We start from the raw sequence: 11,875 nt of genomic DNA on the forward strand, positions 1-11,875 counted from the left end.
GTTACTTTTAATAACGGCGTGATTGGCGAAACCTTTAGGAAAAAAACAACAAATTTAAAGAAATAGCGGTAAAACAGAAGAAAGCGTGACTGGTCGTAAAATTATCGAAAAAAGATGAGAAAATCGCTAAAGTTGCCGGGAAGTCAGTCGAGTGAGAAATTGTATTTTTATTCGCCAAAAAGCACCGACCAAGCTGAAATGCTTTTATAAGATTGTAGGTAATTCATTAACCTAATAACGTTAAAGCTAGATTCGGCGCTTGCTTGGCTTGAGCGAGTATCGTTGTGCTCACTTGCTGCAGTATTTGTTGCTTGAGCATTTGAGTGGTTTCTTTGGCGTAGTCGGTATCTTTGATTCGACTGTTTGATGTCGCCAAATTCTCATGAACGTTTTCAAGATTGTTAATGGCATGAGCAAAGCGGTTTTGCATTGCCCCTAATTCAGAGCGATGGCTATCGACATACTTCATCGCCGTATCCAAAATAGAGACGGCGCGCTGAGCACCACCCACATCCGTTACATTGATGTCATTAACTGACTCGTAATAGCCCGCTGACATCGAAAGCTCACTGGCTAATGAACCTGAAAAAGAGATGGTACCCGCGGTATCTTCACCTGACATATAAATCTGAAGTTGTCCGTCATCATTAACAGAAGCCGATAAGAGATCCGTTTGACCATTAATGTAAGTCGCCAACTCTTCGATATCATCGCCCGCTTTCGCATTAATGGTGATCTCTTGAGGCTGACCAAAACGATCCGTAAACGACATCGTCATATCATTCTGGTTTGATTTCACTTCCCATGAATCACTGGCCATGCCATTAGCAACGTAGCTAAAGCCGCCCATGTTGATGTCATCAGTACGCATGCTTTTCAAACCAATCTGCACAGCTTCGCCCGAACTGCCGCCGATTTGAAACGAGGTGTGCCCAAAACTGCCGTTAAGGAGTTTTTTACCACCGAATGAAGTGGTTTCGGCAATTCGATTCAGCTCGTCATTTAACGCGGTGACTTCTTCTTGAATAGCGATTCGTTCCGATGAACTATTCGAGCCGTTACTCGCTTGTAGGGATAAGTCTCGCATGCGCTGCATGATATTAGTGGTTTCATTCATCGCCCCTTCTGCAGTCTGCATAATGGAGATACCGTCGTTAGCATTTCGAACAGCAACATCAATGCCACTCATCTGTGCTTCTAATCGATTTGAGATCTGTAAGCCAGCCGCATCGTCTTTTGCACTATTAATACGGCTCCCTGAAGCTAAGCGCTCCAAAGATTGGTTCAGCATGTTATTAGCGTTAGAGAGGTTTCTCTGAGCCACTAACGCCGAGACATTCGTATTGACAGTTATAGCCATAGACCTTCGCTTACAAAAAGAGGAATAAAACTCACGATTGCTCTTATATCGACCAATTCATATAAAGCTTTAATAAAAAAGGAGCCCTGAGGCTCCCTTTGTTTATTCTTTTTGAGACGACTTACTTAATCGTTAATGCACTCAACATCTCAGTTGAAGGAGCAAAGTAATACGCGCCAGTCACCGCTTTAGTAAAGCGAAGCAGTTGGTCTGTTTTGCCATCAGTTACGCCGTACATGCTCTCTAACATCGCATCGAAGTTATGACGAACGTTACAGTAAGCAATGAACAATAAGCCGTGGTCGCCCGTAGCAGTACCGTAAGGTAGACTGTGGCGAACAATCTTAAGCCCCTTGCCTTCTTCTTTGATATCCACACGGCCAACGTGAGACGCCGCAGGAACATCATCTAACTCAATTGAATCAGGTTTAGTTCGGCCAATCACTTTCTCTTGTGCCGATACATTCAAACGATTCCAAGCTGGCAGGTTATGCACAAAACGCTGCACCATTACATAACTACCACCAGCGAATTCACCCTCAGGCACAATAGCGACTTCAGCACGTTGTGCGTCTTTCGGGTTTTCAGTGCCATCAACAAAGTCTGTCATGTCACGAGAGTCTAGGAAGCGGTAACCATAAGTTTCATCAACCACTTCAACATCAGCTGCTACTTCAGATAGCAATTTACGCAAGATAAAGAAGTGCAGATCATGTCGGTTTGAATGACAGTGAATCAGAACATCAGACAGTGTGCTCGGCGCGGTGATATCACCTTCACCCAGCACAGGGAAGTCGATCAAATCAGCGGGCGCTGCTTGCTCGAACTTATCCCAAAAAGCTTTTGAGAACGCAACCGATGCCGTTAAGTTCGCATCAGGCTGAGTTTGGTTTAGTTCGTCGATTAGAGTCGGAAGCTTTTGAATTTCTGCTAGTACATTAGCAGTATTAGCGTTCACTTTAAGTTGAACGTAAAGCGCGAAAGGCCCAGCTTCAGGCAAAATAGCACTTTGAACGTTAGGCTGCTCATTTGAAACATTAAGCATAGATTATTCCTTCCAGTTTTAGCTTCTAAGTATAATTGTGAATGGGACAAATGTTTTGATGAGAATCAGTCTTCGTGCTCAACCACTTTAAAGCAATCCCTTGCAGCATGGCTATTGGTTAGATAAAGCGCTAACCACAGCAGCAACAATAGGGTGATGCCATTTGACCAACGGAACCATCCGTTATCCAAATAGATTAAATAAATCGTATGGGAGCCCTGTGCCAAGATAGCCATCATGGTAACCCAACGTCCCCATGACACGACTTTGTTAAGGCGCTTTCTATCTGGCGATCTTAGCCCAAATAACCACATCAGCAGCAAACTAGGCACACTCAACGCGATCCCGACATAAAACATCTGATGGTCTGGGTAGATTATCTCAAGAATATCGGTTCCCGATTCTCGGCTTGCGCCTGCAACAATGAAAACGACCAAGGCTTTCGCAAGAAACAACCAACCTAGCCAGAGCAAGATTGGAGCTTTCAAAAAGCCGTGCTTGTCGTATTGTTCTATGGAGTACCGCACAAATCTCACTTTCACTTATTTTCAAACCAACACTTTAACGCAAATCATTCATACTTAACTAGCTTTGCGTTATCTTAGTAGCCAATCCGTTTTAATTGTCGAACTCAGTATGAAAAACAAAACTAATACGCCCTCTGTTGAATCTCAACAGGAAGCACTGAAGATAGCCAAAGCGACTCAAAAGCCAGCTCAAACCAAAGAACAAACTAAACTGATTGCTCAGGGTATCGAGAAAGGCATCGCACTGTACAAGAAACAGCAAAAAGAACGCAGCCGCCAAGCCGATAAAGCTAAAAAGCGCGTACAGAAAGAGAAGCAGACTCTACAAGCGAACCAAGACCAAGACCAAGAACAGAATGTCGACTTGGATAATGAAACAACATCAAATCACGCCAGTAAATTGCCGTGGTTATTATTGTTCGCTAGCTGGATAGGCTTCGCGATTTATTTGATGAAATAACAGGATAAGCGTATGAAAAAGGAATTAATCGCTTTGGCTATGAGTAGCGTGTTACTCGGTTGCACGACACCGACATCAACGCCTCATAGCGAAGCTGCCAACGTGCAAATGGATTACCATGGCGTGATTAATATCGATAAATGTCAGTATAAAGGGGAAGTCACAGGCAGCGAAGGCCATTGGTACAACTACCTGTTTTACCCAAATGACACATTGATTCAAGGCGCCATGAATCAACTCAAGTCGAATACGATTGAGCTAGGCGCAGATACCGTGATATTCACACTTCCCCAAGATTTTTCCACATCCGTGACTATGCTTGGTACCGCCTACCTGTGCGAGTAAGCAACTAAAGCGGCATATCGATATGCTTTGATTTTATGACACCCAAAAGAAAGCCAGCTTTCGCTGGCTTATGCACTAAATCCAAGGCTTGTTGCTATATCGCCTTTACGCTGGATAACCCATTGACTGTCAAATGGCCCCCAGTCGGATAACTGGTAATAGCCATCATTATGACGTCGCCCATCTTGAACAAACATAAGTTCGATACCGATCCCCGGTAACGCCTTGAGTACATCTTGAATAGTACGACGAGGCCACCCCGTTTTTTCGATGAGTTTAGGCACATTTGGCCTATCAAGGCTTTCCACTAACAATGCTAAATATAGCCGCCTTGCAAAAACAGGACTCAACTCCATTGACACCTCCTATATATGTGCAGCTCAATTATTTCTTTTTTCGCTGACAACATGTTGAGGCTGATCAATAAGTCTCCAATAGTGACATTTTCTTACGCTTTTTTTTCACTCTATGAAATATTCATCACTCTATTTTGTCTGAGTTGCTGCTTCCTGATAGGATTCAACTCATAACAATGAAATAAAATCACTCAAAGGAAGAATAATGACTATCACCATGTTTGGTATCCCAAATTGCGACACCATTAAAAAAGCAAAGAAATGGCTCGAAGCTGAAGGTATCGAGTTCGAATTTCACGATTATCGCAAACAAGGCATCACAGAAGAGCTAGTAACAAGCTTCTGCTCTGAGCTAGGTTGGGAGCTTGTGCTAAACAAACGTGGTACGACTTATCGCCAACTTTCTCAAGAACAGAAAGACACCCTAACAGAAGAAAAAGCGGTGACTTTGCTTGTTGAACAACCTGCAATGATCAAGCGCCCAATCTTAAAAGTTGAGGGTAAGCTTCACATCGGATTTAAAGCCGACCAATACGCGGCTATTTTTGCTTAGATCGTTGTATTTACATAGACAGACAACAGGACGTTGATCAGTGAATCAGCGCCTAAAAATTAATGACTAGACGTTTTATTTAAACAAGGAATTCAAGGATGACAGATAGCCCAACTTTGGCTCTGGCAAAAGACCTAATCAGCCGTCAATCGGTAACACCAGAAGATGCAGGCTGCCAAGACCTGATGATTGAACGCTTAAAAGCACTCGGTTTTGAAATCGAAGTGATGGTATTTGAAGATACGACCAACTTCTGGGCTCGTCGTGGTACTGAAGCGCCTCTGTTTGCTTTTGCTGGTCACACTGATGTGGTACCTGCAGGCCCAATCGAACAGTGGAACACTAAGCCATTCGAACCGACTATCGTAGACGGTTTCCTACATGGCCGTGGCGCTGCTGATATGAAAGGCTCTCTGGCTTCAATGATTGTTGCCGTCGAGCAGTTCATTGCCAAACACCCAGACCACACAGGCTCAATTGGTTTCCTGATCACTTCAGATGAGGAAGGTCCTTTCATCAACGGTACTGTACGTGTTGTTGAAGCATTAATGGCGCGCGGTGAAAACATCGATATGTGTATCGTTGGTGAACCATCGAGCACTGAGTTCGTGGGTGATGTCGTGAAGAACGGCCGTCGTGGCTCTATCACTGGCGACCTAACGATTAAAGGCACACAAGGTCATGTTGCCTACCCTCACCTAGCAAACAACCCAGTACACAGCTCTCTGCTTGCTATTAATGAGCTAGCAACAACTGAGTGGGATAAAGGTAATGATTACTTCCCGCCAACCAGTTTCCAAATTCCAAATGTGAGTGCGGGTACTGGTGCTTCAAACGTGATCCCTGGTGAGTTTAATGTTCAGTTTAACCTACGCTTTAGTACAGAGTTAAGCAACGACATCATCGTTGAGCGCATCACAACGACACTCGACAAGTATGATTTCGAATACGACCTAAGATGGACATTCAATGGCGACCCGTTCTTAACAGACGCAGGTTCACTGCTTGATGCTATTGTTGATGCAGTGGGTCACGTCAATGATGTGAAACCAGCACTGCTAACGACTGGCGGTACATCTGATGGTCGCTTTATTGCACGTATGGGCGGACAAGTGGTTGAACTAGGCCCTGTGAATGCAACGATTCACAAGGTTAACGAATGCGTGAAGGTAGCCGATTTAGAAAAGCTAACTGACATGTACGAAAGAACATTAGTGAACCTATTCGCTAAATAGTCTTTCATCAGCGATTCATAGCATCCAATTATTGAGAGACTCGTTATGACACCAGAGCAGCTTACCGGACAATCAGATTCTCATCTAGAGCCTAGCCTGATCGGCACCAAGACCTTCTTGGTCCACAGTGAGGTTAAGAATGACCTGAATAATTTGATTGAAGCTGCTCAGCTCGCTGGTTTTAAAATGGAGATTGCCAGTGGCTTTCGCGACTATGAAAGGCAATCTCTGATTTGGAACCGTAAGTTTTCTGGCGAAGCTCCGATATTAGATTCAGAAAGCCAACCTCTTGATGCTTCAAAACTGACCGAACAACAAAAGCTATCGGCTATCCTGAGATGGTCTGCGCTTCCCGGCGCGAGTCGTCATCATTGGGGTTGTGACTTCGATGTCTTTGCTCGTAACCACTTACCTGAAGGCATACATCTGCAATTAGAACCATGGGAATACCTTACTGGCCACCAGCAATCGTTTTACCAATGGCTATCAGTTCATGCTGCACAATTTGGTTTCTTCTTTCCTTACAGCCAAGATTTGGGTGGTGTGGCGATCGAACCATGGCATATCAGCCATCGCAAAGTATCGGAGTCGTGTTTATCACAGTTATCTCCGACTTTACTTGGCAAGCAACTCCAATCTAAGCCAGTATTAGCGTATGAGATTATTATGGAGCAGCTAGACGAGATCTATGCACGCTTCGTAGCGAATATCAGTCATTAGGAGCGCTTATGTTGGAGTGGCTTACAAACCCTTGGGTTATCATCATCATCGTAGTTAGCGTTGTTGTGGGTAACATCGCAGCGCTCAAACAGACAGCCAATATGGATCTGACGGGGCGTGGTAAAACTGAGCGAGATTTAGATAAGCTCAATCGCTCGGATAAACTTAACCAAGAGAAAGCTGAAAAAGAAGAATCCAAAGACAATAAAGACGCATAGCCTTTTGCTTTGGCTAATCAGCTTGATTGACCAATTTTGATTGACCAATGTAGCCTGATGACAACGAATACAATAAAAAAGAGGACACAGTGTGTCCTCTTTTTTATTTGCTTTTGCTAATCACAAGGCTGATTTAACTCAGCTTGTGACGGCTTGAATGACTACTCAGCTTTCGCTTCTTTGTCATCTTTGGTTTGGTCAGCAATATGCGCTAATACCGGAACCATAGACTTAAGCAGCTCTTCTTCTACTGGCTTACCTGATGCATCCGTTACGTTGATTGACGTACGGTTGCCAAGGTCACCAAATAGGAAGTTGTAAGTGCCTGGCGCTAAGTCGATAGGCTGTAGGCCAATTTCTTCCCAGAACTCATCATCTGGTGCTGCGTACTTCGCCTTCACCGTACCCTGAGATTGATTGCGTTCTTCAAGCTCAAAGCCCATTTCAGGCAACAAGTTAGGCAGACGCTGCCAGAATACATTGTATGGCGTACGAGCAATAATCACAGGGAAACCACTACGGTCAGCACCCATTGAAATTGGAATACGCTTCACCAACTCTTGCGCTTTCAGCGCCGCTTCAGCACGAAGGTTTTCATCGTACTTAGCCATAACTAGGTTGGTCAGGAACGCGTTGTAACGCTCTTTATTGGTTGCCGTTACTGTTTTCTCTTCAGTACCTTCACGCCAATCAATCAGATTAATCTTGAAGCCATGACGGTTGTTTGCTTGGAAGCGAGAGATAGAGTAACGACTACCAATCTCTACGTCTTCATCTTCAGAAACCCAAGTTACCCAATCGGTCTCAATCTCATTCTCTGATTGCTCACGAATACCAATACCACGTTGAGCCAGCATATCTACAGCCGTTTGCCACACGCGGTCTGCCTCTTCTGCGCGAAGAAGCCATAGTGTCACTTCACCGTTTTGACGCTCAGCACGAGCACCCGGGATCAGTTCAAGAACCTGTTGCGGTGGACGAATATCCACTTCACGACCAGTACCACCACTGAATTCACCGCTTGGGATGTCAAAATTTGGGTAGAACTGAGGCTGAGCATCTACAGGCAATTGCCATTGTGAAAACTCAGGTGTTTCTAAGTATTCGAAATCATCTTTGGCTTGGCGACGTTGAGTCGGGTTGCCAGAACATGCTGTAAGAACGAAAACAGCCAGTGACCCAATCACTAGCTGGTGAGAATACTTCATTTATACTCCTAAATGCCGAAGGTTCGCTTCGGCATCACTTCATACGTTTTAGTAAATGCACGCTTCAGTCATTGCTTGAGCAACAACAGGTTGAGCTGGCTCTGACAGTTCAGTCAGCGGTAGACGTAAGCCACCTTCAGCAATCAGACCCATTTTATGAACCGCCCATTTTACGGGAATAGGGTTAGACTCAACGAACAAATTCTTATGTAGAGGCATCAAACGCTCATTGATCGCTTCCGCTTCTTCAAACTTACCTTCTTTTGCTAGCTTGAACATGGTTGCCATATCAGCGGCTGCAACATTGTTCGTTACAGAGATCACGCCATCGCCACCACGCTTAACAAATTCTAGGCCTGTTAAGTCATCACCACTTAGTAAGATAAAGTCTTCGCCACAAAGTTCACGGTGAATTGCAATTCTGTCGAGATCACCCGTCGCATCTTTCAGTGCAACGATGTTTTCGATCTCAGCAAGACGAGCAACCGTTTCTGGCAACAAGTCTACCGCAGTACGACCTGGAACATTGTATAGAATTTGTGGAACGTCACTGACTTCAGCAATCGCTTTGTAGTGTTGGTACAAACCTTCTTGAGTCGGTTTGTTGTAGTAAGGCGTTACGCTCAGGCAACCAGCAATACCAGAACCATTCAACAAACGGCTGAATAGAACAGATTCATGAGTTGCATTTGCACCTGTACCAGCGATAACGGGAATACGACCATCAGCAAATTCAACGATCTTGTTGACGACTTTGACATGCTCTTCAATAGTGAGTGTTGAAGACTCACCTGTTGTGCCAACCGCAACCAGACCATCACTACCTGCAGCAATATGGTGCTCAACTAACTTTTTAAGGCTGTCGAAATCCACTTCACCATCTGTATTAAATGGCGTAACTAGCGCAACGATACTTCCTGAAAACATGTCTATCTCCCTTAATTTATTCTTTTTGCATGTTACTGTAAGCCAATCAATAAACACAAGACATTAAAGTGGCTTACCGGCAACATCTGCATTAAATATTGTCGTATGTTTGAGGTAAAACGACTTCTAACGGCGTTCTACCTAGAATTTGGGTAACCTGCACTCAATCTAGCGGATAGCACATCACTGGATGTCAGTAACAAGTAAGCTGTGCTCTCATCGCTCTATCTCATTTTTTAACGCGCTCGATATTCTTATCATTGGTTGCATGTTCGAAGCAAGGTCGCACATAAAAAGCCCCGCACGCACGCTTATTCCACGAGCTAACTGTGCTAACATGCATGAATCAATGGAATATAAAGAGACGTGATTTTATGACTCAACATCTAGTAATCACAGCTGTGGGCACTGATCGCCCAGGTGTATGCAACCAAGTGGTTCATTTAGTCACCCAATCAGGCTGTAACATTATTGATAGCCGTATCGCCCTGTTTGGCGAAGAATTTACGCTTATCATGCTGCTGTCTGGAAAGGCAAACAACATTACCCGCGTTGAAACCACCTTGCCCTTGCTTGGACAAGAGCACGACTTGATTACGATTATGAAGCGAACCTCAACTCATGATATTATTGAGAACTCTTACACAGTAGAGGTGTTCGTTGAGTCAGACGATAAAATCGGACTTACTGAGCAGTTTACCCAGTTCTTCGCAGACCGAAACATCGGCCTCGATTCGTTAAGTGCACGAACCATCAATAAATCTAAGGTTCAACTCGACAACGACCAATTCCATATCTCTATTACCGCTTCTGTGCAATCAGAATGTAACTTGATGCAGCTACAAGAAGAATTCGATTCGCTGTGTCAGAGCCTATCAGTCCAAGGCTCGCTCAACTTTATCAAAAACAGTCTTTAAAAAGGAAATGTCATGAATACGCTAACGGCTGGTGTTCCAGCACCTGCTTTTTCTCTTCCAGATCAAGATGGCAATATCGTATCTCTTGGTGACTTCAAAGGTAAAAAAGTACTTTTCTATTTTTACCCTAAAGCAATGACTCCAGGTTGTATTGTGCAAGCGGAAGGCCTGCGTGATATCAAAACACAGCTTGATGACCTAAACGTGGTTGTTCTAGGTGTGAGTGTTGACCCAGTAAAACGTCTACCAAACTTCGTTGAGAAGAAATCTCTAAACTTCACTCTGCTATCAGATGAAGACCACAGCGTTGCTGAACAGTTTGGCGTTTGGGGCGAGAAGAAATTCATGGGTAAGGTATACGATGGTCTGCACCGTATTAGCTTCCTAATTGATGAAGAAGGTCAGATTGAACATGTCTTCAACAAGTTCAAGACTAAGACTCACCACGAAGTGGTTCTAGATTACTTCAATCAAGAAGCTTAAGGGCGATTTGAGTGAGTTAATGACTTAGATTCACCACTCTCTAAGGCAATAGCAACACTCATTAAGCTAATGATTAAGCTAATGATTAAGCTAATGATTAAGCTAATGATTAAGCTAAGAGCAAAAAGGCCGAACATCATGGATGTTCGGCCTTTTTCTATAACAAGATCAATTACTTTTGATGTTCGAGGTCATCGTCTAATGCGTGACTCGGTAAGGCATTCCAAACTGCCTTAACTAACGTTGCCAACGGAATAGCAAAGAACACGCCCCAGAACCCCCACAGCCCACCAAACACTAACACGGCAACAATAATGGCCACTGGGTGCAGGTTCACCGCTTCAGAGAAAAGAACCGGAACGAGCACGTTACCATCTAGCGCTTGGATAATACCGTAAGCGAGAAGCAACCAGTAAAACTGAGGCTCTAATCCCCACTGGAACAAGCCAACAATCGCTACTGGAACAGTCACAGCCGCCGCGCCGATATAAGGAATCAGTACTGAGAAACCAACCGCGACAGCCAACAAGACTGAATAACGCAGATCCAGAATCGCGAAGGTTACGTAGCTGACACCACCAACGATTAAAATCTCTAAGACTTTACCGCGAATATAGTTCGAGATTTGCTGGTTCATCTCTTCCCATACTTTGGTCGCTAAACGACGATTTCGAGGAAGTACACCGCTCGCCATTCTGATCATCTCTTCTTTGTCTTTTAACAAGAAGAAAATAAGCAGTGGTACAAGAATCAAGTAAACCGCTAAGGTCGCTAAGCTCACAAGAGAAGCAAGAGAACCTTTGACAACACTTTCACCAAAACCTAACGCTTTGTTCTTGGCGTTAGACATAATGGACTCAACGATCTGCAGGTTAGCTAATTCTGGATAGCGTTCAGGAATCGTCGCAATGAAGTTTTGCAAGCTGCCATACATGCTTGGGATATCATTAATTAGATTGCCCACTTGTTGCCAAATGGTTGGTACCAAGCCAAAGATCGCAAGTAGCATCACGCTAAAGAACATCATGATCACCAACATCACCGAAGGCGTTCTTGGAACACCGAGTCTTTGAAGTTGGGTAACAGGCCACTCAAGCAAATAAGCCAACACAATCGCAACCAAGAGCGGTGCAATTAGGTGACCAAAGAAGTAGATCGTAATAAAGCCGAAGAGAATGATGGCAACCAAACTGACAGCATGGGGATCAGAGAAACGTCGTTTATACCAACGATTGACCATTTCAAGCATCTGACTGCAATTCCTTTTTAGTGACGAGGAGATGATGGTAATTAGAGCAAACCTCAGTGATGACGTCATAGGCTTGCTTAGACAAATAAGTAACAATATCTTTCATCGAACTGTTATCAGACACATAAATTGACAATGACTGCCCTACTTCTAACTTTACACTGTGACGCTTGGCTAATAATAGCGCCATTGGACAGCGCTCTTGGCGTAAATCTAGAATATTAGGTGTCATTCTTGAGCTCGATGCTTATTATAAGGGTCGTATTGTAATC

Annotated in this window: 16 protein-coding genes; 8 read left to right on the forward strand and 8 right to left on the reverse strand. The window is 44.1% G+C overall.

Translation table 11 applies throughout. The annotated features are described in order from the left end of the window. Positions 1-226 precede the first annotated feature (226 nt). The 3 genes from AB4329_RS07015 to AB4329_RS07025 all read right to left on the reverse strand — a co-directional run bounded on the left by AB4329_RS07015 (position 227) and on the right by AB4329_RS07025 (position 2,932). Positions 227-1,360: a flagellin gene (locus AB4329_RS07015; RefSeq protein WP_372137932.1), complete on the reverse strand. Its 1,134-nt coding sequence runs from the start codon at positions 1,358-1,360 to the stop codon at positions 227-229. Between the two features lie 121 nt (positions 1,361-1,481). Next, the gene (locus tag AB4329_RS07020) at positions 1,482-2,405 is read right to left on the reverse strand and encodes a Dyp-type peroxidase (RefSeq protein WP_371724310.1); all 924 of its coding nucleotides are present in this window, start codon (positions 2,403-2,405) and stop codon (positions 1,482-1,484) included. 65 nt (positions 2,406-2,470) lie between these two features. Next, entirely contained in the window at positions 2,471-2,932 is a 462-nt protein-coding gene (locus AB4329_RS07025) for a DUF2919 domain-containing protein (protein WP_136982704.1), read from the reverse strand. A gap of 109 nt (positions 2,933-3,041) precedes the next feature. Between AB4329_RS07025 and AB4329_RS07030 the strand changes: the two genes are divergently transcribed. Beyond that, positions 3,042-3,392 carry a DUF2956 domain-containing protein gene (locus AB4329_RS07030; protein ID WP_372109928.1) on the forward strand — a complete coding sequence of 117 codons (351 nt, stop codon included), beginning with the start codon at positions 3,042-3,044 and terminating at the stop codon, positions 3,390-3,392. 12 nt (positions 3,393-3,404) lie between these two features. Further along, the gene (locus AB4329_RS07035) at positions 3,405-3,737 is read left to right on the forward strand and encodes a DUF4156 domain-containing protein (protein WP_372137934.1); all 333 of its coding nucleotides are present in this window, start codon (positions 3,405-3,407) and stop codon (positions 3,735-3,737) included. Positions 3,738-3,805: 68 nt separating this feature from the next. Here the strand turns inward: AB4329_RS07035 and AB4329_RS07040 are convergent, their stop codons facing one another. Then, positions 3,806-4,093: a helix-turn-helix domain-containing protein gene (locus AB4329_RS07040; RefSeq protein ID WP_004734273.1), complete on the reverse strand. Its 288-nt coding sequence runs from the start codon at positions 4,091-4,093 to the stop codon at positions 3,806-3,808. Positions 4,094-4,298: 205 nt separating this feature from the next. Here AB4329_RS07040 and AB4329_RS07045 point away from each other — a divergent pair, with 205 nt between their 5' ends. From AB4329_RS07045 to AB4329_RS07060, 4 genes are all read left to right on the forward strand, one after another. Next, positions 4,299-4,646: an ArsC family reductase gene (locus AB4329_RS07045; RefSeq protein ID WP_017060699.1), complete on the forward strand. Its 348-nt coding sequence runs from the start codon at positions 4,299-4,301 to the stop codon at positions 4,644-4,646. A 98-nt stretch (positions 4,647-4,744) separates the two neighbouring features. Next, on the forward strand, positions 4,745-5,881 hold the full coding sequence (gene dapE, locus AB4329_RS07050; RefSeq protein ID WP_017060700.1) for a succinyl-diaminopimelate desuccinylase: 1,137 nt from the start codon (positions 4,745-4,747) through the stop codon (positions 5,879-5,881). A 45-nt stretch (positions 5,882-5,926) separates the two neighbouring features. Continuing rightward, positions 5,927-6,601 (forward strand): M15 family metallopeptidase, encoded by a 675-nt coding sequence (locus AB4329_RS07055; protein WP_372137936.1) that lies wholly within the window; start codon positions 5,927-5,929, stop codon positions 6,599-6,601. An 8-nt stretch (positions 6,602-6,609) separates the two neighbouring features. Further along, on the forward strand, positions 6,610-6,819 hold the full coding sequence (locus AB4329_RS07060) for a DUF2897 family protein (protein WP_017060702.1): 210 nt from the start codon (positions 6,610-6,612) through the stop codon (positions 6,817-6,819). Between the two features lie 161 nt (positions 6,820-6,980). Here AB4329_RS07060 and bamC read toward each other — a convergent pair whose 3' ends face one another. Together bamC and dapA are read right to left on the reverse strand one after the other, a co-directional pair. Further along, positions 6,981-8,027, reverse strand: a complete 1,047-nt coding sequence (gene bamC / locus AB4329_RS07065) for an outer membrane protein assembly factor BamC (protein ID WP_017060703.1) — start codon at positions 8,025-8,027, stop codon at positions 6,981-6,983. A 48-nt stretch (positions 8,028-8,075) separates the two neighbouring features. Next, a complete protein-coding gene (gene dapA, locus AB4329_RS07070; protein ID WP_017060704.1) occupies positions 8,076-8,954 on the reverse strand; it encodes a 4-hydroxy-tetrahydrodipicolinate synthase in 879 nt (292 codons plus the stop codon). Between the two features lie 374 nt (positions 8,955-9,328). Here dapA and AB4329_RS07075 point away from each other — a divergent pair, with 374 nt between their 5' ends. Together AB4329_RS07075 and bcp are read left to right on the forward strand one after the other, a co-directional pair. Then, entirely contained in the window at positions 9,329-9,871 is a 543-nt protein-coding gene (locus AB4329_RS07075) for a glycine cleavage system protein R (RefSeq protein ID WP_372137937.1), read from the forward strand. A gap of 12 nt (positions 9,872-9,883) precedes the next feature. Continuing rightward, a complete protein-coding gene (bcp, locus tag AB4329_RS07080; RefSeq protein WP_372137938.1) occupies positions 9,884-10,354 on the forward strand; it encodes a thioredoxin-dependent thiol peroxidase in 471 nt (156 codons plus the stop codon). Positions 10,355-10,526: 172 nt separating this feature from the next. On the opposite strand, the gene AB4329_RS07085 is transcribed toward bcp, so the two are convergent. Together AB4329_RS07085 and AB4329_RS07090 are read right to left on the reverse strand one after the other, a co-directional pair. Next, positions 10,527-11,603 carry an AI-2E family transporter gene (locus AB4329_RS07085; protein WP_372137939.1) on the reverse strand — a complete coding sequence of 359 codons (1,077 nt, stop codon included), beginning with the start codon at positions 11,601-11,603 and terminating at the stop codon, positions 10,527-10,529. Further along, positions 11,596-11,835 (reverse strand): sulfurtransferase TusA family protein, encoded by a 240-nt coding sequence (locus AB4329_RS07090; RefSeq protein WP_017060709.1) that lies wholly within the window; start codon positions 11,833-11,835, stop codon positions 11,596-11,598. The genes AB4329_RS07085 and AB4329_RS07090 overlap by 8 nt, the downstream gene beginning before the upstream one ends. Positions 11,836-11,875: the final 40 nt, after the last annotated feature.

The sequence above is a fragment of the Vibrio sp. 10N.261.54.A5 genome (assembly GCF_041471145.1).
GTDB lineage: Bacteria > Pseudomonadota > Gammaproteobacteria > Enterobacterales > Vibrionaceae > Vibrio > Vibrio crassostreae_C.